Annotated in this window: 21 protein-coding genes; 11 read left to right on the top strand and 10 right to left on the bottom strand. The window is 41.2% G+C overall.

Annotated elements, in window-relative coordinates:
• Positions 1–37: 37 nt before the first annotated feature.
• On the bottom strand, positions 38–3,211 hold the full coding sequence (locus ENH88_RS18645) for an efflux RND transporter permease subunit (protein ID WP_304184597.1): 3,174 nt from the start codon (positions 3,209–3,211) through the stop codon (positions 38–40).
• A gap of 14 nt (positions 3,212–3,225) precedes the next feature.
• Positions 3,226–4,428 (bottom strand): efflux RND transporter periplasmic adaptor subunit, encoded by a 1,203-nt coding sequence (locus tag ENH88_RS18640; RefSeq protein WP_304184596.1) that lies wholly within the window; start codon positions 4,426–4,428, stop codon positions 3,226–3,228.
• Between the two features lie 239 nt (positions 4,429–4,667).
• Here ENH88_RS18640 and ENH88_RS18635 point away from each other — a divergent pair, with 239 nt between their 5' ends.
• From ENH88_RS18635 to ENH88_RS18620, 4 genes are all read left to right on the top strand, one after another.
• On the top strand, positions 4,668–5,270 hold the full coding sequence (locus tag ENH88_RS18635) for a TetR/AcrR family transcriptional regulator (RefSeq protein WP_304184594.1): 603 nt from the start codon (positions 4,668–4,670) through the stop codon (positions 5,268–5,270).
• A 241-nt stretch (positions 5,271–5,511) separates the two neighbouring features.
• The gene (locus ENH88_RS18630; RefSeq protein ID WP_304184591.1) at positions 5,512–6,069 is read left to right on the top strand and encodes an RNA polymerase sigma factor; all 558 of its coding nucleotides are present in this window, start codon (positions 5,512–5,514) and stop codon (positions 6,067–6,069) included.
• Positions 6,066–7,142 carry a FecR family protein gene (locus ENH88_RS18625; RefSeq protein WP_304184589.1) on the top strand — a complete coding sequence of 359 codons (1,077 nt, stop codon included), beginning with the start codon at positions 6,066–6,068 and terminating at the stop codon, positions 7,140–7,142. Before ENH88_RS18630 ends, ENH88_RS18625 begins: the two co-directional genes overlap by 4 nt.
• A 30-nt stretch (positions 7,143–7,172) precedes the next feature.
• Positions 7,173–10,172, top strand: a complete 3,000-nt coding sequence (locus tag ENH88_RS18620; protein ID WP_304184652.1) for a TonB-dependent receptor plug domain-containing protein — start codon at positions 7,173–7,175, stop codon at positions 10,170–10,172.
• Between the two features lie 58 nt (positions 10,173–10,230).
• On the opposite strand, the gene ENH88_RS18615 is transcribed toward ENH88_RS18620, so the two are convergent.
• From ENH88_RS18615 to ENH88_RS18585, 7 genes are all read right to left on the bottom strand, one after another.
• Entirely contained in the window at positions 10,231–10,626 is a 396-nt protein-coding gene (locus ENH88_RS18615; protein ID WP_304184587.1) for an ExbD/TolR family protein, read from the bottom strand.
• Between the two features lie 223 nt (positions 10,627–10,849).
• Positions 10,850–11,293 (bottom strand): ferritin-like domain-containing protein, encoded by a 444-nt coding sequence (locus tag ENH88_RS18610; protein WP_304184585.1) that lies wholly within the window; start codon positions 11,291–11,293, stop codon positions 10,850–10,852.
• Positions 11,294–11,467: 174 nt separating this feature from the next.
• A complete protein-coding gene (locus ENH88_RS18605) occupies positions 11,468–12,406 on the bottom strand; it encodes a LysR family transcriptional regulator (RefSeq protein WP_304184582.1) in 939 nt (312 codons plus the stop codon).
• Positions 12,407–12,421: 15 nt separating this feature from the next.
• The gene (gene aceK, locus ENH88_RS18600) at positions 12,422–14,140 is read right to left on the bottom strand and encodes a bifunctional isocitrate dehydrogenase kinase/phosphatase (protein WP_304184580.1); all 1,719 of its coding nucleotides are present in this window, start codon (positions 14,138–14,140) and stop codon (positions 12,422–12,424) included.
• A gap of 82 nt (positions 14,141–14,222) precedes the next feature.
• A complete protein-coding gene (locus tag ENH88_RS18595; RefSeq protein WP_304184579.1) occupies positions 14,223–14,699 on the bottom strand; it encodes a DUF4124 domain-containing protein in 477 nt (158 codons plus the stop codon).
• Between the two features lie 76 nt (positions 14,700–14,775).
• Positions 14,776–16,272 carry a DUF3413 domain-containing protein gene (locus ENH88_RS18590; RefSeq protein ID WP_304184577.1) on the bottom strand — a complete coding sequence of 499 codons (1,497 nt, stop codon included), beginning with the start codon at positions 16,270–16,272 and terminating at the stop codon, positions 14,776–14,778.
• Between the two features lie 5 nt (positions 16,273–16,277).
• A complete protein-coding gene (locus tag ENH88_RS18585) occupies positions 16,278–16,490 on the bottom strand; it encodes a DUF1414 domain-containing protein (protein WP_016707302.1) in 213 nt (70 codons plus the stop codon).
• A 62-nt stretch (positions 16,491–16,552) separates the two neighbouring features.
• On the opposite strand from ENH88_RS18585, the gene yejK reads away from it, so the two are divergent.
• The 7 genes from yejK (at position 16,553) to ENH88_RS18550 (ending at position 22,439) form a co-directional block, all read left to right on the top strand.
• Positions 16,553–17,566: a nucleoid-associated protein YejK gene (gene yejK, locus ENH88_RS18580; RefSeq protein ID WP_304184575.1), complete on the top strand. Its 1,014-nt coding sequence runs from the start codon at positions 16,553–16,555 to the stop codon at positions 17,564–17,566.
• A 270-nt stretch (positions 17,567–17,836) separates the two neighbouring features.
• Positions 17,837–19,513, top strand: a complete 1,677-nt coding sequence (locus tag ENH88_RS18575; protein ID WP_304184572.1) for an AIPR family protein — start codon at positions 17,837–17,839, stop codon at positions 19,511–19,513.
• A 325-nt stretch (positions 19,514–19,838) separates the two neighbouring features.
• Positions 19,839–20,546, top strand: a complete 708-nt coding sequence (locus tag ENH88_RS18570) for an alpha/beta fold hydrolase (RefSeq protein WP_304184651.1) — start codon at positions 19,839–19,841, stop codon at positions 20,544–20,546.
• Between the two features lie 160 nt (positions 20,547–20,706).
• Positions 20,707–20,889: a hypothetical protein gene (locus ENH88_RS18565; RefSeq protein ID WP_304184571.1), complete on the top strand. Its 183-nt coding sequence runs from the start codon at positions 20,707–20,709 to the stop codon at positions 20,887–20,889.
• A 56-nt stretch (positions 20,890–20,945) separates the two neighbouring features.
• On the top strand, positions 20,946–21,203 hold the full coding sequence (locus ENH88_RS18560; protein WP_304184569.1) for a hypothetical protein: 258 nt from the start codon (positions 20,946–20,948) through the stop codon (positions 21,201–21,203).
• A 65-nt stretch (positions 21,204–21,268) separates the two neighbouring features.
• Positions 21,269–22,000, top strand: a complete 732-nt coding sequence (locus tag ENH88_RS18555; RefSeq protein WP_304184568.1) for an alpha/beta fold hydrolase — start codon at positions 21,269–21,271, stop codon at positions 21,998–22,000.
• Positions 21,981–22,439 (top strand): GFA family protein, encoded by a 459-nt coding sequence (locus ENH88_RS18550; protein WP_304184564.1) that lies wholly within the window; start codon positions 21,981–21,983, stop codon positions 22,437–22,439. Before ENH88_RS18555 ends, ENH88_RS18550 begins: the two co-directional genes overlap by 20 nt.
• 204 nt (positions 22,440–22,643) lie before the next feature.
• Here the strand turns inward: ENH88_RS18550 and rne are convergent, their stop codons facing one another.
• Positions 22,644–26,048: a ribonuclease E gene (gene rne, locus ENH88_RS18545; RefSeq protein WP_304184563.1), complete on the bottom strand. Its 3,405-nt coding sequence runs from the start codon at positions 26,046–26,048 to the stop codon at positions 22,644–22,646.
• Positions 26,049–26,532 lie beyond the last annotated feature (484 nt).

Genomic DNA, 26,532 nt, shown 5'->3' with positions numbered 1-26,532 from the left:
AAACTACTGTTTGCCCTTATATTTTTGTTGTAAGTAATTAAACATTACCTTCTTGAGTATCGACATGCTCTCGTTTATGGTGAGCTGCGATTTCATCCGCTAAATCTGCACGGGAGCGTTGCTCTGTTAATTTGCGCTCGGTCAGCCAGTAAAAGAACAGTGGCACAAAAAATACTGCGAGGAATGTTGCAGCCATCATCCCGCCCATAACCCCAGTACCGACACTATGACGTGCGCCAGCACCGGCTCCAGAACTGATAACCAAAGGCACTACGCCTAAAATAAACGCCAATGAGGTCATAATAATCGGTCTAAACCGTAGGCGGGCAGCTTCAAGTGCCGCAGCGCTTGCGCTCCAACCTTGTTGATGTTTCATCAAGGCGTATTCAACAATCAAGATGGCGTTCTTACTGGCTAAGCCAAGTAGCGTCACTAGGCCGATTTGGAAGTAGACATCATTGGTCATACCGACTAACCAAATTGACACTAATGCACCAAAGGTACCAAATGGCAAAGCTAACATCACCGAGAGCGGTAATGACCAACGCTCATACAGCGCTGCAAGGATTAAAAATACCATGATCACCGCAAGGCCTAAAGCAATTCCTGTGGTACCTGAGCTGCGTTTTTCTTGATACGCAGAGCCGGTCCAGTCGTAGGTCATATCGGGTGGTAATACGGCTTTCGCAATACGTTCAACCTCAGCAATTGCTTGCCCTGAGCTGTAACCCGGTGCGGCGTTACCGAGCAATTTAACCGCTGGCAGGTTGTTATAACGATTCAGGCTTTCTGGTCCGCGGCTGTATTCTATGTTAGTAAACGCCGACATTGGCACCATAGTACCTTGGCTGTTTTTCACATAAATTCGGCCTATGTCATCCGGTTTCATTCTAAACTCTGCTTCAGCCGACATCAGTACTTGCCATGCTCGGCCAAACTTATTGAAATCATTAACATAGTAAGTGCCGAGTGTGCCTGCAAGGGCGGTGAAGGCATCGTCAACTTCAATGCCCATGGCACGCGCTTGTTCGCGGTCAACATCCACTTTAAGTTGCGGCGCATTCGGTCTCCATAACGTTTGCAGGCCACTTAAAATTGGACTTTTTTGTGCTTCAGCCATCATTAATCCCATGGCTTGTTGTAGCTTTTCTGGACCACCTGCGCCTTTGTTTTGAATATAAAACTCAAAGCCGCCAGTATTGCCTAAGCCGAAAATAGCGGGGGGATTAAACGCCAGTACTAAGGCTTCGTTGATATGCGCAGTTTTCATAAACAGCTCATTAACCAAGCTTTTAGTATCAATCTCACGTTCATCCCAATGTTTTTGGGTGACGAATAAGGTTGCGGCACTGTTTTTATAACCGCCACCAATAAAGTCAAAGCCGGTAAATGCCACCACATTTTCGTTGGCAGGATTAGATTGTACGGCGCTAATTACTTCAGCGACTACTTCTTCTGTGCGCTCAAGGGATGAGCCATCAGGTAAGAAAATCGCTGAAATATAGTAGCCTTGGTCTTCATCAGGCACTAACGAACCAGGGGTGTTTTTCCAAAGTCCAATGGTGATTGACACCATACCAATCATTAGTAATAAACCCAATGCACCGCGACGCACCATAAATCCTACTGCACCCACATAGTTACTGGTAATTTTAGTAAATACACGGTTGAACCATAAAAAGAAGCGTGCGGTTTGTTTATGCTCTTGTTTTAAAATAAGTACACATAAAGCAGGCGTCATTGTCAGTGCGACTACGCCTGATAAGCTCACTGCAATTGAGATAGTAATTGCAAACTGACGGAACAATTCACCGGTTAAGCCACCTAAAAAGGCAATTGGCACGAACACAGAGCACAACACCAACACAATCGCAACAACAGGGCCAGATACTTCTTTCATGGCTTTAATGGCGGCTTCATGGGCGCTAACATGCTCTTCATGCATGATACGTTCAACATTTTCAAGTACCACGATAGCGTCATCCACCACGATACCAATAGACAGCACCATACCAAATAAGGTCAGCGAGTTAATTGAGTAACCGAGCATATACATACCCGCAAATGTGCCAAGTAGCGATACCGGCACGGCAAGGGTTGGAATAAGCGTTGCGCGCCAATTTTGTAAAAACAAAAATACCACTAAAAACACTAACACCATTGCTTCAATTAACGTTATGACAACTTCGCGAATTGAGACTTCCACAAAGCGGGTGGTATCGTAAGAATTTAAGTGAGCGAGCCCTGTGGGGAATTGCTGGGTAACTTCTGCTAATACGCCATTTACTTCTGCTGCTACATCAAGGGCATTGGCACCAGGTTGCAGGAAAATACCAAGGAGCACGGCTTCTTTGCCGTTGATGGTGCCTCTAAAGTTATAGTCTTTTGCGCCTAACTCAACACGGGCAATATCTTTTAAGCGTAAGCTACTGCCATCCAAGTTTGAGCGAATAATGATTTCTTCAAACTGCTCAGGTTCAGATAAACGCCCTTGCGCGGTAACGCTGTAAACCAGTTCTTGCGCGGATTGCGAGGTAGGAGTTGCGCCAATTGAGCCGGCCGCGTATTGTGAGTTTTGGCTGCGAATTGCACCCGCTACTTCTTCAACAGTGACACCTAATTGGCTCATTACATCAGGACGCAGCCAAATACGCATGGCGTAATCTTTCGCACCAAAGATTTGTACGCTAGTCGTACCGGGTATACGCTTGATGCGGTCTAAAATATTCAGCGTGACATAATTTGAAGTCCATAAACTATCACGGCTATCATCGGGCGAATAAAACGCATGAACTTGTAAAAAGCTTGATGAACCTTTTTGTACTACCACACCTTGGCGGCGTGTTTCTTCTGGTAATCGGGCTTCAACCTGTTTGACACGGTTATTGACGTTGACCGCAGCTTGGTCAATATCGGTGCCAATCTCAAAGGTTATTTCAATAGTAGTTGCACCAGAACTGGTAGAAGTTGAAGACATATACATCATGCCTTCAACACCGGTAATGGCATTTTCTATTGGCGCCGCGACTGTTTGTTCCAGCACTTCAGCTGATGCACCTGGGTAGGCTGCTGTAACTTGCACAACCGGTGGGGCAATTTCAGGGTATTGGGCGATCGGCAAGCTGCGCATAGCAGCCAGGCCCGCCAAAACAATCACAATAGAGATCACAAACGCAAAAATAGGTCTGTCGATAAAATAACGAGAAAACATAAAACTCCCTGCGCCTATTCTGCGCTTACGCTGTGTGTTGCATTGTTAACGACCACTGGCATGCCAGGAAAGAAGATCTTTGCCATGCCATCAATTATGACTTCATCGCCTTGCTGTATGCCGGATTTAATCAACCAAAAGTTTTTATCACCTTGATTGTCTGGCTTTTGGATCCATTCGCCTACTTCAACAGGGGCTGGGCGGGCAATCGTGTCGCCTTGTTCATTTTTTGCTACGACATAAACAAACTTGCCGGTGCCATTATCAAGCACTGCACGCTGTGGAATAACAAAGGCATTTTTACGGACCGCGCCACTTAGCATCACTCGCACAAACTGACCTGGGCGAAGCTCAAAATCAGTGTTGGGGATAATGGCCTGCAGTTCGCTGGTGCCGGTATTTGGGTTAATCCGCACATCAGAGAAGTTAACCTTGCCACTTTTATTGGAGAGTGAACCGTCTTGTAATTTAATGCTCGTGTGCCATTGACCTTTTTCTGGCAAGGTTAATGAACCATTCGCGACATCTTGGCGCATTTGTAACTGCTCACGCTCAGAAATACCAAATCGTAACCGAATAGGATCAAGTTGAGTTATTTGCGTTAGTAGTAAATCAGGGCCTGAAACATAGGTGCCCTCAGAGACAAATTCACGGCCCATCACCCCAGCAACGGGGGCTTTTACTTGTGCATACTCTAAATTGAGCTGGGCTTCTTTTAGTGCCACTTTAGCGGCCGCTAAAGTGGTCTTAGCAATATCATTAGTAGAACTGGCGTTATCGTAGTCACGTTGCGATACTGATTTGTCAGCGCGTAATTTTGCTAAACGTGTAACCTCACGCTCAGATTGTACTAATGAGGCTTGTGCGCCGTCTAAGGCGGCTTGCGCGCTCTCAACAGCGAGTTGATACGGGGCTAAATCCACTGTGAAAAGCGACTGCCCTTGGCTAACGGTCTGACCTTCATCAAAGTTACGAGATTCTAAAATCCCTGTTACTCTGGCACGAACCTCCACTTCTTTAGAGCCTGATAAGGTCGCAGGCAGTTCAATTGTAAATGGAGCATCTTCATAGCTTGCAATTGTAGTGGCAACGGCGGCCGGATGCATCGCTGCTTGCTCGGCTTTGGGGGCTTCACTACAGCCTTGCAGTAGCAATGCGGCTGAGGTCAATAAAAATAAAGAGACAGATAATTTTGATGGTGCGAAAGACAGACGCATGATTACTCCACAGTTCCAATTGTTAAGTATGAATAATAGTAAATGATTTCTAAGTTAATAGCATGACACAGTGTTGATTTTATGATCAACTTGAATTGCGTAATGCAGAATCCATTTAGCTTAAGTAAACGCAAGTGTATACCTATTCATGTTTAAGGTATACACTTGCGTTTACTTTTTCGAAAGTACGATTATATTGCAAATTCATGTATAATATTTGGATAAATATTGGGGGCAGTATGGAACCAAATAATACAAAACAAAACGATGTATTGTGCGTTGCGATTGAAGAATTTGCACAGCGTGGCTTAGTGGGCACGACTATGGAAGCCATTGCGAAAAAAGCGAATGTTTCTAAACGTACACTTTATAAACATTACGCCAATAAACAAGCTTTGTTTGATGATGTAGTGTTATTGTTGCTGTCGCGTATTGAGCAGTTACAAAATTATCATTATCGTAGCGACGTACCAATTTACGAGCAGCTAAAAGATCTTGCACGTTTGTCTCTTTCTTTAGGCAGCGATGAAGACTATTTAACCTTGTCGCGTATTGTGATCATTGAGTCAATGCGTGATAAACAACAAGCAGCGCGCCTAGAAGCTAAATTTTTAGATTGCGGCAAAGGATTGCAAGGCTGGTTTGCACAAGCACACGCGGCAGGTGTGTTAAATGATATTCCCGCCGATATTGCGGCGGCCTTTTTCTACGGTGGGCTAAAAAAAATGGCCTACTGGGAGCAAGTGATCCAGTGGAAACCAGCACTTGATGAAGAAAAAATTGAGCAACTAATTGACTTAACATCACGATTTTTTATTAGCGGTATTAAATTACAGGAATAAAATTAAGCGGCCATGACTATGTGGTTTGAGTTGGTTAAAACAGCTTAATCACACGAAAAATTGAAGTGTGTTATGAGTTTATGGCATCGTTATTGAGTTTACCAGCAGCTGAAAAATAAACTATTGTAAGTGCTTTGTGAGTGAAATAACGTTAATAACCACAAAATTAACAATCGCGCTTGTAATTGTCGTCAAAACTCGTACTCTTAGCGTAATAATAATAACAAAGGTACAGTCAATAATGACGCGCAAGCTTGCATTATCCACTACATTTCTTGAGTTGTCCTCGCAGTTGCGTCGGTTTGTTTCTCGTATTGTGCAACCAGATGATGTAGAAGATATCGTACAAGAAACCTTTGTAAAAAGCTATCAGGCTGATTTAAAACAAGATATAAAGTACGCACGCAGTTATATGTTAAAAACTGCCAAGCATTTAGCGCTTAACCATATCGCAAAATGGGATAATCAACAGTGTGACTCATTAGACACCTCGGATGATTATCAGCAGTCGTTGAAGTCAATGCAACTTGAGGATGAAGTGACCTCAAAAGAGCGCTTTTTATTATTTTGTCGTGCAACTGAGCAATTAAGCCAGCCAGTACGAAAATGTTTTATTTTAAAGAAAGTGTATGGCATGAGCCAAAAAGAAATTGCCGCTCATATGAAGTTAAGTGAAAGCACGGTTGAAAAACATATCGCGAAAGGGTTGTTACAGTCGATGCACTATATGCAGCAGCATGAACAGTTGGGTGAGCAACACAATCCCACTATTAAACCTGCCAGGAGGGTGGGAAAATGAGTAATATTCATCAGTTTTCGTCCAAAGACGCTATTCAAGCAACAGCGAGCCGTTGGATCAGTGCAATGGATCGAGGCTTATCAGCGCAAGAACGTCAGCAATTTCAGCTTTGGGTGCAAGAAAATAAAGCCCATCAAGATGCGGTATTCGAATTAGCCCAATTATGGGACGAATTAAGCGTGTTAAATGAGCTCAGTAGTTTATTCCCAAATAAGCATGGTATTAATAAACCAGCCCACAAAGGCGCTAATTTCTCTATTGCAGCAAGTATTTTTGCAGCCTTACTGATTGCCAGTTTTATGTTTATTGGTATTGAACATTGGCCAACAACACCACAAGAACAAGCCAAGTACAGTAAAATTTACCGCACTAAAGTGGGTGAACAAGCCACGTTTGTATTACCCGACAGCACAATAGTGCAACTTAATACCAATAGTTTATTGGAAGTGGCATATACAAAAAATCGTCGCCAACTGATCCTAAGTCGTGGTGAAGGGCGTTTTAATGTTGCCAAAGATGCGGCACGTCCTTTTACGGTGATGGCGGGTGATAAGTCATTCACAGCGTTAGGAACGGTGTTTAATGTGCAACGTAATGCGGCATCTGATTTAGAATTAGTAGTAACAGAAGGCAAAGTAATGATCACTGACCCTTCAGTCGCTGTAAATGCGGATGATTTTGTACAATTGCAAAACGCCAGTAATGATACCGAAAAAGTTAAAAATATTAATGCCAGTATTGTCATCTCTGGTGAAAAAGCATTGATAAAAGAAAGTATAACAAAACCAATTACACGTTTAACGCAAGACGATGTACAACGCGATTTGGCATGGCAACAAGGGATGTTAATTTTTAATGGCGAACCGCTTAGTGATGCATTACAAGAAGTGAGTCGTTATACCGCAACACGCTTTGAATTGGCAGATCCTAGTTTAGCTTCATTAAAAGTCGCGGGTGTTTTTAAAGCTGGGGATATTGTCGGGTTGCTCGATAGTTTACGATTAAATTTAGCCATTGAGCATGAACGTTTAGGTGAACATATTGTGAGCCTTAAACAGTCCGATCATAGCTAAGCTTTTTGATTAAAAGTGTCAGACGTTACAATGGTAAAAGCAAAAAGTAACAAAATAATTAATAAAAAGATAAAATTACATAGCGGATTATTCTTTCTCAACTGTTTATATAAGTTGCGCAGTAACCAAACGTATTCAATTTATGGATTTTTAGCCGTCGCACCGCTTGCATTAAGTTTTAATGTGCAAAGCGCAGCGGTTGAATCACAAATGATACAATTTGATATAAAAGCGCAGCGAGCAGACTTAGCACTGATTGAATTTGCCAAACAAACGGAACAAACCGTGGTTTTTTCGTTTGATTTAGCCAAACAATACCAAGCTCAATCAGTGTATGGTTATTACACTCAGTTAGAAGCGCTTAGCAATATGTTGCAGCAGACTGAACTCGATGCGGTTGTTGATCAAAATGGTTTACTGAGTATAAAACTCAAACAAATCAATAGGAATGATAACAACATGAGAAAGCTTTCAGGGGTCAGTGCCGCTGTTTTACCACTTTTAATGGCGACCAATAGTCAAGTGGCAAACGCACAACAACAAGCCGCGCAAGAAAACATTGAAAAAATTGCCATCGTCGGTAGCCGTGTAGCAGGGCGTTCAGTTGAAGATTTACCCGTCCCTGTTGATATTTTAAGTGCGGAAGCACTGGAAAATACAGGGCAAACAGAAGTTGGTCGTATGCTACAAGCTATTGCACCTTCTTTTAACTTTTCAAGTTCAGCGATCAGTGATGGCACCGATGCATTACGTCCTGCGACGTTGCGTGGTTTAGGGCCCGATCAAACCTTAGTACTTATCAATGGTAAGCGTCGTCACCAAGCGAGTATTATCCATATCAATTCATCTGTAGGGCGTGGTACCGCAGGTACTGATATGAATGCGATCCCAGCGGCAGCAATCAAACGTATTGAAGTGCTGCGTGATGGTGCGGCTGCGCAATATGGCTCTGATGCGATCGCGGGTGTTATTAACATTGTTTTAAAAGACGCAGATGAAGGCGGTAAAGCAGCGGTTAATTATGGCCAATACTCTGAGGGTGATGGCGAAACGGTTACTGTTGATTTTAATAAAGGTTTTGCGCTAGGTGATGATGGTTATTTAAATACCACGATCAATTACCGCGACCGTGCGCCGACTAATCGCGCTGGTTTACACGGCTCTTGCCAATTTTATGGTTGTACAGAACTGGCTGATGGCACGCTTTTAGCGGGTGATCCACGCGAGCTTACTGCACCACGTGATACCTTTCGAATTGGTGATGCAGACTCGCAACAATTTGCGCTAACTGTGAATACCGGTTACGAACTTGCTGGTGGTGAATTATATGGTTTTATCACTTACTCAACCCGTGATAATGAATCTGCCGCATTTTTCCGTGAAAACGCCAATGGCGGTGGCAACCCTGTATTGCAAGATGGTGATGCAGTGATCCCAATGGGCTTCTTACCAAAAATTAATACCACAATTGATGATATTTCTTATAACTTTGGCTTTAAAAAAGAGTTTGATAATAGCTCAAGTCTTGACTTGTCATACACCTATGGTGAAAACAGCATTGATTACACCACCAGTGACACTATCAATGGCTCATACGCTAATTTACTACGTTATGAACAAGGTTTAAGTGCGGATGATATTCGTGCCACTATTCCTCGCCAAGCGTATGCGTATGGTATGGAGCTATCACTGCAAACGATTAACCTTGATTTTACGCAAGATTATGACGATTTCTCACTTGCTATGGGGGCTGAATTACGTACCGATGAATACCGTATTTTAGAAGGCAGCGAATACGCATACCGTGATTACGATACCAACAATGGTGTTAATATTTACGATGGTATGAGCGGCGGTATTGGCAGCGAAAATGCAGCGGGTGGGACACAAGGTTTTGGCGGCTCTGCGCCAGAGTCATCGGTGGATGAATCGCGCGATGTTATTTCATTTTATCTTGATGCTGAAACCTACATTATTGATGATGTGATTATTTCAGGCGCACTTCGCTATGATAACTATAAAGGTTTTGGTGATACGGTAAACTTTAAACTTGCGGGTAACTGGTCGGTTACTGATGATGTATCGTTACGTGGTGCGGTGAGCACCGGCTTTAGAGCGCCATCGATGCAGCAGTTATATTTTAATAACATCAGCACCCAATTTGTGGTTGGTCCTAATGGTAACTTAGTGGCTGAAGAAGTTGGTACGTTTAGAAATGACAGTACCCTTGCACAAAGTATCGGTATTCCAAAACTCAAAGAAGAGAAATCGCAAAACCTGAGTATGGGGATTGTCTACAACGTGACTGATAACATCAATGTGACGTTAGATTATTATTCAATTGATATTGATGACCGTATTGTGATCAGCAATCGTTTAGGCAAAGGCTTAGCTGACACCTTAGATGCAGCGCTGGTTAGCTCTGGTGCAGGTGCTGGGCAGTTTTTCTTAAATGGGGCTGATACTGAAACGCAAGGTATTGACTTTGTTGCGACTTGGAATACTGAAGGGTTAGGCGGCACGCTAGATTTTACACTTGCAGCTAACTTTACTGAAACCGATGTGGTGGACTTATTTACTCCACAGGGCAGTGGCCTTGAAACAATTCCTGTTGAAGACGTATTTTCTGCACAAGAAATTTCAATCATCGAAGAGTGGCAACCACAAGACAGAGTTAACTTAAGTGCGCTCTATCGTTTAGAAGATTGGACGGTAAACTTGTCACTTAACCGTTATGGTGAATATACCGTTGAAGACGGTGGTCGGCAAACCTATGGTGCTGAAATTCTAACTGACATTAAAGTAAACTATTTTGTTACTGATAATCTGTCACTGAATATTGGTGCTAACAACTTATTTGACGTATACCCAGATAAAAACACCATTGGTAACTCACGTGCCGGCACAATTGTGGATGCATCGGGTAATACCATTGTCAGTTCCACTGGGGTATTTGAATACTCACGTCGCTCTGCGCCATTTGGCTTTAACGGTGCTTACTATTATGTAGGTGCTGAATACCGCTTCTAAAATAACTTCTCCTACGTTATTTAGCTTTGAAGGGCCGTTAGGCCCTTTTTTTGCGCGTTTAATTTGCTGTCAGTGTGATGGGGTAGTTATCATACTCTTTGATATTATTCATTACCGTCATCAACGTTTGATGGCTACTGTTTTCGTTCGCTGTAATTTGCACTGCGGTTATTTCATAGTTTGCTGCAAACATGGCAAGGTTAGTGGCTACTTGGTCTAACGCAATTAACCGTTCGCCAAAATGTACGGCATTATTTTGGTCGATACTAAAATGGGCACTTTTAGTTTGCTTATCAATATTAGGTTTATCTAAAGGCCGTTGTAGCTCTATAGCCACAGGTTTTACAAACGATGTTGTAACAATAAAGAAAATTAATAATATGAATACGATATCAAGCATCGGGGTCATATCAACGTCAGCGTTTTGTGGGTTTATATGTTGTTTATTTCTCATAATGGAACCTTATTATATTTATTAAGTTTAAATAAATGCTGCGGCGCCACAGCGGATCTCAGGTACCTATTTATAAAGTTAGTAGAATAAAAATCTATCGTGGTTAAATAAATATTTTATTTTTATTAATTCTTTGCATTTTTTTGTTATAAAATTCATGAGAATATGGTTTTTAGCATAAAAAAGCCCAACACAAGGTTGGGCGTTGAGTTAATGAGTGTGTTTAATGTTTTTGCATACGGCTCATTTCTGTATGACAGCTTTGCATGGTTAATAATACTTTAGCCAGTGCGGCTTCGCAGTCCTGTGGCTGTGGCTTTTTCATCGCGGCTTTAATTTCTTCAAGTGTTTTATCTTCCACTTCTTCAAGCTCTTTAACATAAGTTTCATCGTTATTTGAGCTGAACTTAGTGATAAGTGCTGTGTACGCACGGCGAGCTTCAACAGCAAATGAAGAGCCATCTTCGCGCTCTCCTTGCTCATTGATTGCATAAGGCTGAAGGTTTTCAACACTCACTTTACGCGCATCTATCATACGTTGAAAAAGCGCGCCAATTGCTGGATCTTGCACTTCTTGTTGGGCTTTTTCATAAAAGTCGATGCCGCTGTTCATTACTTGGATAATGTCAGTGATATGATTAACGTCTTGTCCTTGATGGGTATTCATAATTATGACCTCTTTAAGTTTAGTGAAATTCACATTAACTAAAGCAAGCCATGTTCCAGTATGAGAAATTAATATAACACTTTGTATATTATAGGGTAAATATAACTACTGGGGAGGGGGTTGCTTACCAAGCTAAGCTCAGTAAGCAAAATTTACACAGACTTTGTAAGAGTGTTACTTTAACTCATCGGCTACTTCAGCCACTTTTTGGCGTAACCAAATATGACTTGCATCACGGTGTAACAAAGGACTCCAGATCATATCGAGTTCAAATGGCGGAATAGGAAAAGGTGGCTCAAGTATTTTTAAACCAGCATCATCTAGATAAATATTGGCGGCTTTTGAAGGCAGTGTAGCAACCAAATTTTGCTCTTTCGCTAAGTGGATAGCGACATGATAATTACGGGTAAAGGTGGCGATATTACGGTGTTTACCAAAGTGTGCGAGGGCTTCATCTACCCAACCCAGTTTTTGCACATCTTTGGGATCCATACCAACGCCGACCCCAAAGCCTGTTTTACTCACCCAAATATGGCGGGCTTTTAAATAGCTATCTAAGCTAAAGTTTTCGATTATCGGGTTGTCGGCTTTTACTAAGCAGCAAAAGCTGTCTTTCCAAATTCGCTTATGATGGAACGATTGCGGTAAGTTTTCAAAGCGGTTAATTGCCATATCGACTTTGCCGTTTTCTACATCATGAAAGGTCACGTCACTTGGCGTTAGAATATCTAAGGTGGTATCGGGTGCTTCTGCGTGAAGTTTACTTAATAACTTGGGCGCCAAAGTGCTGGCGGCGTAATCACTGGCCATGATCCGAAATACCCGTTTACTTTGGCTGGCTTCAAACTCGCGATTAGGGGCAAGGGTTTCTTCTAAGGTCATTAATATACCGCGGATCACTGGCTGTAATTCAATTGCCCGCTCGGTAGGCACCATGCCATCGCTTGTTCGTACTAAAATTGGATCGTTAAATAAATTACGTAAGCGTTTTAAACCATTACTCATGGCCGGTTGTGTAATACTCAGCTGATGTGCGGCCCGAGTAACATTACATTCGCGTAATAAGGTATCGAGATAAACGAGTAAGTTTAAATCTATTTTACTGATATTCATTGTGTGTCCTTTCGTTTACCACTGGTGGATAAATCGCTGTGCTGCCGGATAGGGGTATATATGGCTAACAATGCCTTTTTTTACATTTTGTTGTGCTTGCTGCCAAAATATCACATCGAGTAACTCAGGGTGCGCCTGAGTAAAAATTGCTTTATAACGCGGGTTAGGCATTACAAAGGTGCATAACTGTTCAGGAAATACATCCTGCGGTGCTACAGAGTAGCTTTGTTCATTGGTTAAGTAGTCGTCATAGCTTTTTGCTTTAGGCAGTGCTCTGAAGTTCATATCTGTTAAATATTGCACTTCATCATAATCGTAAAAAATGATCCGTTTATGTTTACTAACACCAAAGTTTTTTAACAGCATGTCGCCCGGAAATATATTAACCGCAATCATCTCTTTTAATGCTTGGCCGTATTCTGTAATAGCAACGGCGGCATCTTCAGCATTGGCGTTTTCTAAATATAAATTCAGTGGCGTCATACGTCGTTCAATATACATATGTTTGATGATCAGTAAATCACCTTCAATGATCATTGATGAGCCAATGGTTGCTTTAAGTTGTGCAAGCAATGTAGCGTTAAAACGTGCTAATGGGAATACGACGTTTGAATACTCTATGGTATCGGCCATGCGGCCAACCCGATCATGACTTTTTACTAATTGATAGCGTTTAAGTACAGTATCGCGACCGAACGGTTTACTTTCACCAAACTTATCTTTAATTATTTTAAACACATAATCAAAAGAAGGCAGGGTAAATACCATCATCACCATACCTGGTGTACCAGGAGCAATCACAAAGTCATCGCTGGAGCGTTGTAAATGGGTTAAAAACTCGCGATAGAACTCGGTTTTACCTTGTTTATGAAAACCAATGGCATTGTAAAGCTCTGCCAAGGTTTTGTTGGGCATTAGTTGATTTAAAAACCGTACTAAGGCCGAAGGGGCGTGAGTTTCAACCATAAAATAGGCGCGGGCAAAACCAAAAATAACCCGCATTTGTGATGAGTTAGTGAGTAACGCATCAAGATACAGGCCGTGCTCTTGGTGATGCAACACGGCAATAATAAATGGCTGTACGCCACTTTGCGAGACTACTCGGCCAACAATATACGCGGCTTTATTACGGTAAAAAGGCGTTTGTAAAATATCAAAACGCATTTGCCATGCACGATGATGAGTGTCGGGAGCTTGTTTGTAAAACGCCTTAACAAGCAGCCGTATATCACGTTCTAAATTAACAAAATCTGCTTTAAAATCAAACTGGTTGATTATTTTTCTAATGGTGGGCTTTAAACCGTCTACAACAGGAAAATAGCTACGGTATTCGGCTTCAACGGGCAGAGCAGGCGCATCGGCTAAAGTGGCTTTAACAAAAATAAAATCATTATTAAAATAACGCCGATGAAATAATCGGCAAAATACGGAATTATAAAAAGTTTCAGCTAATTCTGCTTGCGGATGAAACGTTAAAAAATGCTGATAAGTTTGTTTTGTTTGCAGCCACAGTGATTCATCAAGTTGATTGGCTAATTGCTGATTTTGTAGCTGCTGAGTGGTTTCGTTTACCCGATCATCGTAATAGGTTATTCGCAGGCGACTGATATCATGCATTTTTGCCCAGTCTCTATTGGCAAATGCGAGAGGGGCCTGTGCAGTGATCTGCTGAAATAATTTATAATGCTTTTTAAAGCCATTTAAAATCAGCTCGGCGATGTTTTGTGGTTGCATGAACGGGTACTCCAAAATGACCGATAGAGTATATACTCTACACTTGTTAAGAGTATGCTAAATACTAGTAAAACCCAATAGCTTATTTATAACGTTTCAGTTTTTTTTCTAGTGTGGAGAGCTGTTTGTTAGTTGCTTTGGTGTTTTTGGCAAAGGTTTTATTGATCACTTTTAGCTGCTTTTTTATCTCTTTACTAAGCTTTTTTTTATCATCATCACTCATTAAACGATTAAGCCGTTGCAGTTGCTCGTATTCAGCGCGGTCACGGTCACGACTCAAAATGGCGAGTTTATGTTTAACGCTGCGAATTTCTGCGTTGAGATTGCGAACAATTTGTTCACGTTCAAGAGAGTTAAGTGCTTTTACATGATTTATGTTAGAAGGCGTAACATTCGGGGATACGGTAAGTTTATGCTCTGTGGCTTGCTCGCCACAAGGAAACTGGCTAAAAGTAGTGCCTTTTTCGGTGACACACTTATAGTATTGCTCAGCAGCGGAAACCGGATTAGTAACGAGTAGCAAACTGATAAAAATAACGAATAGAGTACACAGTTTCATTACGCTAGCCTTCCCTAGTTAGGACATAATCAATTATAAAAACTATAACCTAACTTGGGTAAATTGCCAGTGGCAGTTATTCGGTAAAGGTTTTTAGCTTTTTAATGCTTTGTGCTAAAAACGGAATATCTAAACCTTGCTCTATAGAAAAACCCTGAGCCGCAGAAATATTCTTATAATTACCGTCAGAATCAATTAACGTGATGCGGTCTTTCTTATACGCAATAAATACGCCCTGCGAATAGTTAACGCCAATGTCGTCTTTTTTGCCATATAAATTAACACCTAACATGCTTTGTTTAGCGATAGCCTTACAGCCTAAATATTGCCCAATACTGGTAGCAATTAGATCACTTGGTTGGATCAAGCCTTCAATACGGGTTACTTTTTTATCAGTGCTATATAGCGATGAAGCACTCACAATCCCTTGCTCAGCACTGGCTAAACTAAATGCAAATACCTGAGTAACACCTTCACGAAGCGTGGTATTTTCATCAGCTTGTATAATACGGATTGCTGCATTGCTGGTTGTTTCACTATTAATATAGTCATAATCAGCAAAGCCACTGACGGTCATACTACGACGATTACTTTGCCAAACAGGTAACGTTTGCTCTGTCATTAGCGCTGGCTTGTAATAAGCGGGTAAACCGTAAATTAAGCTAAACAAGGCATCCTGATAATCAGTCGGTTGTAAAAACCGTGCGGTTTTATGTAAATTTGTTTGTTGTTCAGCAAAACTATCCAGTGCGGCAGCAGTGCTAAATACTAAAATATCAATTGTTGCAGCGCTAAAATCATCACAGCGAGCAAGTGGCGCAGGAGTAAGGTAATTAACATTTTGTGTATTAAGCTTCACGTTGTGAGCTTGCTTATAGCTTTCAATATCTAATAAGTCATTTTTTGCTAATAAGCTCTTGGCCGTTGTTGGGTAAGACAAAGGTAAAACATTGTCTTGCTTGGTTATATCAAACTTTAAATTGGCATCAGCCCAAATATGAATACTGTGGCTCAGTGCAAAACACACTAATAAAAATGAACTGGCGTAACGAGCAAACTTATACTGTTTTAAACGCGCCAAATGATGCCAAGTATAGTTACTCGCTAATAATTGAAACGCAAAAATAAGCATCACAATTCCGCCTGCAAGTAATGTAGTCAGGGCCGGCGAGCTGGTTAAACGATGCCACAATAAAGTGATAATTTCAGGTAGTGCAGAGCTACTTAAGTGATAACCTAAGTTAAAATACACATAGGCATCGAGCGTGAGTAATGATGCACCACAGGTAGCGAGGATCGCCGCCATACCGCGAATATGGCGTGGGTAAGGGAATATCAAACTCAGCGGAAATACCGTCAGCACAAAGGCAATAAAGGTAATAAAACTAGTGTGGCTAAGCCAAGTCACTAGCATATAAAGGATACCCATAAAGCTGGTTGGAGGAGAGTCGGCAAATAAGTAGCTTAAACTTATAAGCAACACTAAGCCGATATTGGCGAATGTAAACCAATGTCCCCAACTTAATAATTGACTCGCTTTAGACGAAAACTGATTGTGCTGCGATAAATTCATAAAGTCTATTTAACCGATTGCGCAAGTGCTTTGGCAAAATTGTCTGCAACCGCTTGTCTTTTCCCTGTTGGTACATGCTCTTTTAAGATATGCGTGATAGAATTTCCTAAACACATAAGACTTAAATCAACCGGCGCATTGTGCTTAGTTAACACATCAATGAGCTGATCGACGATTTGTTCTACTTCATCGTTAGAATATTTTGATAAGATTGGCATCAGTTGGTTCAATAAAAGAGTTATATTCTCACATTTTAACACCAGAGGCGTGAAAAACAAAGATGGCAATAGATGTTAAAAAGTTAGTCGTTCATTATGTAGACAAAAAAGACGACGATACGCAAATTCATTTGCGCAATGACGAAATGGCAGTGAATGACAAAGTCGCTGTATTCATCGAGCAACTTCATCACGCGTACAACGGCAAACCAGGTAAAGGGTATTGTGCTTTTAGTGGTGATAAAAACTCTGTGGTTGCATCAGCCATGCAAAGCTACCGCAATCACGAGCTTGGCTTTTGGCACATGACAGAGCAAGCCACCACGGTTTTAAAAGAAGAATTAAATAAATACGCGTTTAACGAAACCGGTTATTTAATTTTTTGCCACTACCAATATGTGGCCACCGACTACATGTTAATAGCATTGATCAACATCAAAGAGCATTACTCAATTACCTCTGAGCTTGATTTAGCGTCGTCACGCCATTTAGATATTTCCCGTATGCAACTAGCTGCACGCATCGATTTAACGGCGTGGGACACCCAAGCTGAAGACAATCGCTATATTTCTTTTATTAAAGGCCGAGCAGGGCGTAAAGTGGCCGATTTCTTCTTAGACTTTTTAGGCTGTGAAGAAGGCATCGATCCTAAACAGCAAAGCCAAGTAATGCTCAATGCTGTTGAAGATTACTTATCAGAGCAACAATTTGATAAATCTGAAAAAGACGATCTACGTAAACAAGTGTTTGATTACTGTAATGATTGCGTCACCACCGGTGAAGATGCCAACGTCAGCGAGTTATCTGCAACGCTTAGCAAAGGCGACGACAACCCGTTTGAAAGCTTTTGCAAAGAGCAAAGCTATGATTTAGAAGAGTCATTCCCGGTCGATAAAAAAACCGTCACCAGCATGGTTAAATTTTCCGGCCTTGGCGGCGGTGTTAGCATCAGCTTTGAGCGCAAACACTTAGGCGAACGGGTAATGTACAACGAAGCCACCGATACGTTAGTCATTAAAGGCATACCGCCGAACCTTAAAGACCAACTGCAACGGTTTATGGAAAGTGAAGACTAGAGCTTTAGCCGTCAGCTTTAAGCCATAAGCGGTAAGTTTTAAGCAGATTTGAGTTAGTTGAAAGCGTGGTGCATGCACCGCGCTTTTTGTTTGTGCGTTATGAGTTATATATTCTGTCCTATCACATTCTTAATCTTCGTTTTACTTCAACTAAGCAGCAAACTTTATCTCTGCAATAAATTGTTTACATTTGTAACTTTTACTGGAAGTATAAGGATATACGTTGTTTTGTGTTATTTCTTGAACAATCAATCATCATAAAGGAACTATATGAGCACATTAACTTTAAATAGAATAAAAAACTTCTTGGATAAAGAGTTTGATGGAAAAATTGATTTATCAAACTTATCTCCAAATTGTTCTCCAGAAGACAAAGAAAAGCAATTTAGGTCTAGGGCATTAGCTGCATATTCTCTAAGCGTCGAAGCATTTGCAGAAGTTGATGATGCTGCAGAATCCGTTACTGACGGTTATGGCGATAATGGTATTGATGCTATTTACTATGATGAATCAAGACATAACCTATGGATAGTACAATCAAAATTTATCAATAAACATAATGGTGGAATTGATACTGGAGAGATTGGGAAGTTTACTAGAGGTATTAAAAACTTAATTAATGCCGAATTCGATAAATTCAATGACAAAATAAAAAATAGACAAGATGAAATACTTAGAGCCTTAGATGACCCATCAGTAAAGATTCAATTACTGATGGCTTATACTGGTAAAGGCTTATCAAAAGAAAATTTAGAACCAATTAATGAATTTTTAAAGGAGCAAAATGATACAGAAGAATTAGTTGTATTTAGTGACTTTAATATAGACAGTGCTTATAAAGGCTTGGTGACAGGAATTAATTCCACACCGATAAATGAAGACTTTCTTTTATCTAACTGGGGATATATTGAAGAGCCATATCAATCCTATTATGGTCAAATTGCAGGTTCTGATTTAGCCGCGTTATGGGATAAATATGGGGCTAGACTTTTTACTAAGAATATAAGAAGTTTTCTAGGAAGCTCTTCTGTAAATGACGATATTAAAAATACCATTGTAAATGAACCTGAAAATTTCATTTATTTTAATAATGGAATAACTATCCTTGGTGAGTCTATAAAAAAGAAACCTCAAGGTGGTTCTGCAAAAAATATTGGTTCTTTTTCTTGTAAAGGAATATCTGTTGTTAATGGTGCTCAGACTTTCGGATCAATTGGTTTACTATCTCAAAATGAAGATATAGATTTATCTAAAATAAATGTTTTTGTAAAGTTTATTTCTTTAGAAGGAAGTAAGGAAGGATTCGGAGAAAGAATCACTGTAGCAACAAACACTCAAAATAAGGTTGATAAAAAAGACTTTGTTTCGTTAGATAAAGAACAAGAACGGATTAGAAATGAATTAAGATTAGAGAATATTGAATATCACTATAAAAGAACCCAAGAAAAAATAATCCCAAATGATAATAATTATACATTTGAAGAGGTTACTTTCAGTTTAGCATGTCTTTGGCCTGATGTTGATTATTCCACCTTAGTTAAGAAACAGTCAGGTAAGCTATGGGAAGATCCTCAACAAGAACCATATACCAGTTTATTCAATACTAATATTTCGGCATTAAAGATAATGAAATCAGTAAAAATATTTCGTTATGTTTCTAATGAGATGGGAAATAGGGCTATTGCGAGTTCAGGTCGAAAACGGAGTATTAATAAATATGGGAATGCATTTGTAACGCACATTGTATGCCAAACGATCCCTCAAAAATATTGGTCAGAAACATATCATGCCTATGATGAGATCTTTAAGTCTGACTTGCCTCTAATTGTAGAGGGTTTAATTGATAAGCTTCATCAACTAGTCGAAGATGAATATCCCGATTCTATGATTGTTTATGTTTTACGTAACTTTACCAAATGTCGGAATTTGAAGACTTTAATTATATAGACTTTATGTATTAATAGGTGGTTGGAGGCTTTTTAACTTCCAGTTTCGACCCCAGTTAGCATGTATTTTTATTAATAAAGTAAAAAGGGCTGGCTTGTTTTTTCATAATATTATTTAAAGACGTGTACATATTCAGTATTAGAGCAGTTAACGAAAGTCACTAACCGATTAAAATAAATTTAAAAACGGGCTAATCGATAAGCCCGTTAGTATCTAAGGAGAAGAAGTGAAATTTGGATTGTTGCTTTGCTGTTTTTTTGTCACGGCAAGTGTGTTTGCTAAGCCTAGTTTTATCAAAGTTAATGGTTATGATGTTGAGTACGAAATGGCGGGGAGTGGCAAGCACACGGTACTTTTAGAAGCGGGTGGCTCTGCGGGGTTGTCTGATTGGGAGCCGGTTTTTGAAAAGCTTGCAAAGGAAGCCCGCATCATTCGTTATTCAAGAATTGGTAACGGCGGTTCTGCGCAATTGAGGAAAAACTATAGCTCTGAAGAGTATGCAAACGAAGCTCGCATGCTACTTGAAGCGTTAGACGTTGAAAAACCAATCGTCTATATTGCTCATTCATATGGTGCTTATATCGCAAGACGATTCGCTGCAACATATCCTGAGTGGGTTTCAGCTCTTATGCTGATTGAGCCTGCTTCCGAGCATGATGTTGATATTATGCGCCAGATTGATCTTGCCAAAGCTGAGCAAGAAATAGCACAAGTGAAACTGGATGATATGGCTAATGGTATATCTAACCAGTATCTGGATTTCTGGGCGAAAAGACCGTTGCCAGATTATCCACAGATCCCAGATATTCCAGTAACCGTTATTGCATCCGTGAAAAAGTATAAAAATCCGCCATTACTCTTTTTTACCGATGCAGGCCGAACGATGTGGGGCGAATTGCATTCGGCTTGGGCTGAGTCTTTTCCACAAGGCAAAGCCGTATTAACAGATAAGAGCTATCATTACCCTCAAAATGATGAACCAGATAGGGTGGTGCAAGAAGTAATCGAACTGTTAGGGAGAATTAAAGACTAAGTAAGTGCAGCGAGTTGATTTACATGACTTGCCGCTGCCAAATAATTGAACCAAAATAGGAACTAGGCTATGGTTGGTTTACAAATGAAAATAAATCAAATCGAGTCATTTTTTAGACTTGTAGATAAGCCGACATAGCTGTGATGATTTAAGGGCTGATATGAGTGACAAAAACAAAAGCAAGTCAGCGAATATGACCTTAGGTGCCTATATGGCAATAGGGGGTGGAGTTGGCACTGCTATCGGGGTGGCTATTGGTGTGATCTTTAATATATTGCATTTCAGTTTAGCTATTGGCATTGGCCTTGCAGTTGGTACGGCACTACAAGAAAATACAAAATAAAAATCAGATCTAACGCATTTTGGCCTTAGCTCGAGTAATAGACAATGGAGGTTTAAGTGGATTTTACTTATTGGTACATCATTTTAGCAATCGTATTCTTAATAAATTTAGCTGTTTCTGTATTTTTAGCTAAAAGGAATGATTTAGAGCGATTTCAAAAGGGAACGCAAATAGCGCTGGTTTGGTTAATTCCATTCTTTGCGGCAATAGGATTATGGCTATTTCATCGTACTCAAGATTCGTCTATTAGCCCATCTAAGCCTTTCGGTGGCGGAGCTAGCACAAATACAAATTTCACTGGAACAGGTGATTAAATGAAGTATAGCGAATTAGTTAAGGTCACAGATAATCACTTTCTAACAAAATAGCAAATTTAAGCATGAAAATCATACTGCTACCTGGCCTTGATGGAACAGGCTTACTCTTTGCTAAATTGACGGAAAACTTTCCTGAAAGCTTTGATACAGAAGTGATTTCATATGAATCACTTGAAGGCGTAACTTATGCTGAGCAAGGTGCAGAACTTGCGAAGCGTTTTGAAGATACTGATATCTATATTGTCGCCGAGTCTTATTCTGGACGGGTGGCTTATGAGATTTATAAGCTACTTGGCAGTCGTGTTAAAGGCATCGTATTTTTGGCCAGCTTTATCTCTGCGCCTTGTTTGCTATCTAAGTTGACAGGCTTTTTACCCGTTAGCTTACTGTCAGCAAATTATTTAAGTAACAAGCTACTTTATCTGTTTGGTTTTAGTTTAATGGGTGGCCAAACGTTGGTTTATCCCGTATTTGCTTCACTGCAAACAGCGAATAAACGTAAACTCAAATTAAGGTTATGCAACATAGCCGGTCTTTCAAAACAGCAGCAAGTATTAGTTTGTCCAGTGATTTATATTCGCCCTAGCAGAGATTTACTGATCAGTGCTAGTGCGGTGAAATACTTAGCGTCAATGTGCTCCAGCTTCAGCCAAGTTGAGATTGAAGGCGGACATTTTATAGCGCAATCAAACCCTGTGGCATGCGCTAAGGTTATTTGTAATGCATTCAACGTAGCATCAGCGTTGATAAAATTGAACTTAAAGGAAGATTATAATGAACAGCACATCCCATAAAACGAAAGGGCATTGTCGTTGTGGACAGGTAAAGTTTGAAGTTAGCGCACAGCCCATGATCACTATGGCTTGTCATTGCACTGGCTGTCAGAAAATGACGTCTAGCGCATTTAGCTTAAGCTCATTATTTCAACGAGCTGCCTTTTCAATTACATCTGGAACGCCTGTTATTGGCGGGCTGCATGATAGCAGTACACAGCACTTTTTTTGTGAGCATTGCATGAGTTGGCTATTTACCCATCTAGAAGGTTTGGATGATTTTGTAAATGTACGCGCAACAATGCTAGATGATTCTCGCACCTACAAACCATTCATTGAAACTTACACCGATGAAAAACTTGAGTGGGCGAGTACGGGGGCAGAGCACAGTTTTTGTAAGTTTCCAGCGCAAGAAAAGTTTCCTGAATTGCTTAATGAATATGTGCTAAAAAAAGGATAAATACAGCGTTACTTTTTATTAATAACAAGTGCTATGGGCTGTTTATTTTTGCCATGTCGAGCTAGGCTTAGTAAACTTTTCCCTTTTCCCTTTTCCCTTTTCCCTTTTCCCTTTACTCTTTAACCTTATAACTGAAATTAAAAAAGCCGCGTTAATTTTCATTAACGCGGCTTTTTACTGTGCTTTTAAGCTAAACCAAAGGTGTTAGTCAACACTCATGGTTTTAGTCATTGCTGCATTTGCGCGACCCGCTGGTTTGATAGAACCGGCACGTAAGCCACTATCTGGGATCGCTTCACGTTTGTCGTGTGCCATCGCTTTTGGCGTATGGGCAACGTCGCTATCTGCAACCGCAGTAGGTTGTGCCATTGGTGCACTTGCTTTACCTGAAGTGATCACTGTTTTAGTGTGCGCTACAGGTTTTGCAGTAGGCTTAGTCTCTGCCACGGGTGCCGTTTCTTCAACAACTACTTCTGAAACAGGTTCAGCTGCAACAGGTGCTTGTTCAACTACTTCAGGAGTGGGTTCTTCAACCACAGGCGCTTGTTCAGTTACTTCTGGAGTAGGTTCTTCAACCACAGGTGCTTGTTCAACTACTTCAGGAGCAGGTTCTTCAACTACTTCAGGAGTAGGTTCTTCAACCACAGGCGCTTGTTCAGCTACTTCTGGAGCAGGTTCTTCAACCACAGGCGCTTGTTCAGCTACTTCTGGAGCAGGTTCTTCAACCACCGGCGCTTGTTCAACTACTTCTGGAGCAGGTTCTTCAACCATAGGTTTTTCTTCAACTACTTCTGGAGCAGGTTCTTCAACCACGGGCGCTTGTTCAACTACTTCTGGAGCAGGCTCTTCAATCACAGGCGCTTGTTCAACTATTTCAGGAGCAGGCTCTTCAACCACAGGTGCTTGTTCAACTACTTCAGGAGTAGGTTCTTCAACCACAGGTGCTTGTTCAGCTACTTCTGGAGCAGGCTCTTCAACCACAGGCGCTTGTTCAACTACTTCAGGAGTAGGTTCTTCAACCACAGGTGCTTGTTCAGCTACTTCTGCTGCTTGCTTATCTTGCTTGGCTTTTAACTCAGCTTCATATTCAGCAGCGGCTTGATCTGCAACTGGAATAAATGCTGGCGGTTGTGTACCTTGCGTTGATGTAGCTTCTTCACCCTCAGGACGACGACGGCGTTGTCCTGCAGCACGTAAATGACGTGGTGAGCGGCGTGAACGCGTACGCGTTTGGCCTTGCTCTTCATCAGTTGGTGTTACAGCTTCTTGCTCGTTTGGTGCCGTTTGTTCAGCTTTTTGCTCAGGCGCTGCAACAGCCGTTGTTTCGACAGAAGTAGTCTCAACAGATGTTTTAACTTCTTCAGTTTGAGTTACAACTGGCTTAGCTGGCTTATCATCAACAACAGGTGCAGTTTGTTGCTCTGCGTCATTGTTGGTTGTAGCCGGTTGTGCATTTTCATCTTGCAAGCGAACTTTTTTGCGTAAGTTACGGCGCTGACGACGAACCTTCGGTTTTTGCTCAGTTGCTTCAACAATGACATCTTGGCTTGGTGCAGCTTCTTTTACGTCAGCTTTTGCTGCTGTTTTTTCTGCTACTACTTTGCCGTCATCGCTACGAGTGTCATTACGTTTACGCGAGTTAGGATTGCGACGACGTTTGTTACGGTTATCGTTTCTTTCCTGTTGCTCGTTGTTTTGCGTGTTTTCAACTGCTGGCGTTTCTTCAGCTACGCGTTCTGTACGCTCACTTTGCGGTTTATTGCGCGAATTATTATTACGACGACGTTGGTTATTACGACGACGAGTATCACCATCGTTATTACGACGTTGATTATTACGAGATTCGCTAGCCGATTTTTGCTGCTGTTGCTCTTTACTTTCTGTTTGCTCAGCAGGCGTTGCAAATAAAGCTTTAAACCAATTACCAATTGCAGTAAATAAGCTTACTTGCGGCTGGGCTGCAACGCTTTGTGGTGCCGCTGCCGGGACTGCTTGAGCTTGTGGTGCTGGTGTTGATGGCATAACCACGCCTTTTAACACTGGCTCTTCACGTACCGCGACCGTTGGTGTTTTTGAGGTTTCAAACACTTCTTGCTCAGGTACTGTAATTTGCTCGTAGCTTGCTGCTTCAATTGTTTCATCTTTACGCAAACGCATTACTTCGTAGTGTGGTGTATCCATATGTTTATTTGGAATGATCACCACATCACAGTTGTGACGTTTTTCGATGCGATGTACGCTTCGGCGTTGCTCATTTAACAGGTATGAAGCAACTGCAACAGGCACTTGGGCATTAACTTGTGAGGTATTGTCTTTAATCGCTTCTTCTTCGATTAAACGTAGGATTGACAATGCAATCGATTCGTTTGAACGAATAGTACCTTGACCACTACAACGAGGGCATGGGCCTTGGCTCGCTTCACCAAGTGAAGGGCGTAGACGCTGACGCGACATTTCAAGTAAACCAAAACGCGAAATTTTACCAATTTGTACACGGGCACGGTCTGGACGAACAGCATCTTTTAAGCGATTTTCTACTTCACGTTGGTGGCGCGGTGGCGTCATATCGATAAAGTCGATAACAATTAGGCCACCTAAGTCGCGTAAACGTAATTGGCGAGCAATTTCGTCTGCAGCTTCTAAGTTGGTATTCAGCGCAGTTTCTTCGATATCGCCGCCTTTTGTGGCTTTAGATGAGTTGATATCGATAGAAGTAAGTGCTTCAGTTGGGTCAATAACAATTGAACCACCAGAAGGTAAGCGTACTTCGCGTTGGAATGCTGACTCAATTTGGCTTTCGATTTGGTAATGAGTGAACAGTGGTACTTCACCTTGATAAAGTTTTACACGGCTCATGAAATCAGGGCGAAAACGCTCAATGTGCGCTTTAGCTTCTTCAAATACACGGGCTTTATCAATCAGAATTTCACCGATGTCACGGCGTAAATAATCGCGGATAGCGCGGAAAATAACGTTACTTTCTTGGTGAATTAAGAAGGGTGCTTTACCGCTGTCTGATGCTTGTTGAATGGCATCCCAGTGCACTAACAGCGCTTTTAAATCGTAGTTTAGTTCTTCAAACGATTTACCAACACCGGCAGTACGTACGATTAAACCCATGCCTTTAGGCAGTTCTAAACGGCTTAATGCTTCTTTAAGTTCGGTGCGTTCATCACCTTCGATACGACGAGAGATCCCGCCTGCACGTGGGTTATTAGGCATTAAAACAAGGTAGCTACCGGCAACACTGATAAAAGTGGTAAGCGCTGCGCCTTTTTGGCCACGTTCTTCTTTGTCAACTTGGACAATCACTTCTTGACCTTCTTTGATCACGTCACGAATATTCGGACGACCATGGAAAGTATAACCTTGTGGGAAGTAAGTACGGGCGATTTCTTTTAAAGGAAGGAATCCGTGACGATCAGCACCATAATCAACAAAGGCTGCTTCTAATGACGGTTCGATACGTGTGATTTTGCCTTTATAAATATTGGCTTTTTTTTGTTCGTGACCCGGGCTTTCGATATCTAAATCATACAGGCGCTGGCCATCAACCAGTGCTACGCGCATTTCTTCTTGCTGCGTCGCATTGATTAGCATACGTTTCATATTGTTACTCTACTGTGTTATGTCGCTGACATGACGAAACTTTTCGCCTGTTCAGTTGCTCCATCGCTTCTTTTTGTACAGTCTCACGACTGGATCTGTGGGGAGCTTGGTACTGTATTCGTACTTTAAGTATCTTTATGGTGCTGGCTGACAATAACGTGTTGTCACGTTATTAAATTCTATTATGGTGCCAAAACTATCGGCTGTTTTTTACAGTGACGTATTCGAGTTCTGTCCAGAGTCGACCATTTATTAAATTAACTTAGGTGTTTTACAGTACATCTGCTGAACGGCGTATTGTACGCCGTCACGATCAGACAAATTATCTGTTCAAATTGCTTTTTTCATCAACATTAAATAACACTTCATGCTCAAACTTAACTGGCGATATATTACGCGCATCGGAGTTAATTGAACGCACGTGTAAACTGGGTATGTATAAAAGCTTTGGAAAACTTATCTCGGATCTGTATGATCAATTACC

Origin of the sequence: Pseudoalteromonas prydzensis, assembly GCF_011050055.1 — a bacterium.
Lineage (GTDB): Bacteria > Pseudomonadota > Gammaproteobacteria > Enterobacterales > Alteromonadaceae > Pseudoalteromonas > Pseudoalteromonas prydzensis_A.
The sequence above is the reverse complement of the archived record's forward strand: the minus strand, read 5'-3'. Positions and strand labels throughout refer to the sequence as shown.

Excerpts from the sequence above, each read along its gene's own strand:
- ENH88_RS18645 (WP_304184597.1), bottom strand. The coding sequence starts at position 3,211 with ATGTTTTCTCGTTATTTTATCGACAGACCTATTTTTGCGTTTGTGATC.
- ENH88_RS18640 (WP_304184596.1), bottom strand. The coding sequence starts at position 4,428 with ATGCGTCTGTCTTTCGCACCATCAAAATTATCTGTCTCTTTATTTTTA.
- ENH88_RS18635 (WP_304184594.1), top strand. The coding sequence starts at position 4,668 with ATGGAACCAAATAATACAAAACAAAACGATGTATTGTGCGTTGCGATT.
- ENH88_RS18630 (WP_304184591.1), top strand. The coding sequence starts at position 5,512 with ATGACGCGCAAGCTTGCATTATCCACTACATTTCTTGAGTTGTCCTCG.
- ENH88_RS18625 (WP_304184589.1), top strand. The coding sequence starts at position 6,066 with ATGAGTAATATTCATCAGTTTTCGTCCAAAGACGCTATTCAAGCAACA.
- ENH88_RS18620 (WP_304184652.1), top strand. The coding sequence starts at position 7,173 with ATGGTAAAAGCAAAAAGTAACAAAATAATTAATAAAAAGATAAAATTA.
- ENH88_RS18615 (WP_304184587.1), bottom strand. The coding sequence starts at position 10,626 with ATGAGAAATAAACAACATATAAACCCACAAAACGCTGACGTTGATATG.
- ENH88_RS18610 (WP_304184585.1), bottom strand. The coding sequence starts at position 11,293 with ATGAATACCCATCAAGGACAAGACGTTAATCATATCACTGACATTATC.
- ENH88_RS18605 (WP_304184582.1), bottom strand. The coding sequence starts at position 12,406 with ATGAATATCAGTAAAATAGATTTAAACTTACTCGTTTATCTCGATACC.
- aceK (WP_304184580.1), bottom strand. The coding sequence starts at position 14,140 with ATGCAACCACAAAACATCGCCGAGCTGATTTTAAATGGCTTTAAAAAG.
- ENH88_RS18595 (WP_304184579.1), bottom strand. The coding sequence starts at position 14,699 with ATGAAACTGTGTACTCTATTCGTTATTTTTATCAGTTTGCTACTCGTT.
- ENH88_RS18590 (WP_304184577.1), bottom strand. The coding sequence starts at position 16,272 with ATGAATTTATCGCAGCACAATCAGTTTTCGTCTAAAGCGAGTCAATTA.
- ENH88_RS18585 (WP_016707302.1), bottom strand. The coding sequence starts at position 16,490 with ATGCCAATCTTATCAAAATATTCTAACGATGAAGTAGAACAAATCGTC.
- yejK (WP_304184575.1), top strand. The coding sequence starts at position 16,553 with ATGGCAATAGATGTTAAAAAGTTAGTCGTTCATTATGTAGACAAAAAA.
- ENH88_RS18575 (WP_304184572.1), top strand. The coding sequence starts at position 17,837 with ATGAGCACATTAACTTTAAATAGAATAAAAAACTTCTTGGATAAAGAG.
- ENH88_RS18570 (WP_304184651.1), top strand. The coding sequence starts at position 19,839 with ATGGCGGGGAGTGGCAAGCACACGGTACTTTTAGAAGCGGGTGGCTCT.
- ENH88_RS18565 (WP_304184571.1), top strand. The coding sequence starts at position 20,707 with ATGAGTGACAAAAACAAAAGCAAGTCAGCGAATATGACCTTAGGTGCC.
- ENH88_RS18555 (WP_304184568.1), top strand. The coding sequence starts at position 21,269 with ATGAAAATCATACTGCTACCTGGCCTTGATGGAACAGGCTTACTCTTT.
- ENH88_RS18550 (WP_304184564.1), top strand. The coding sequence starts at position 21,981 with ATGAACAGCACATCCCATAAAACGAAAGGGCATTGTCGTTGTGGACAG.
- rne (WP_304184563.1), bottom strand. The coding sequence starts at position 26,048 with ATGAAACGTATGCTAATCAATGCGACGCAGCAAGAAGAAATGCGCGTA.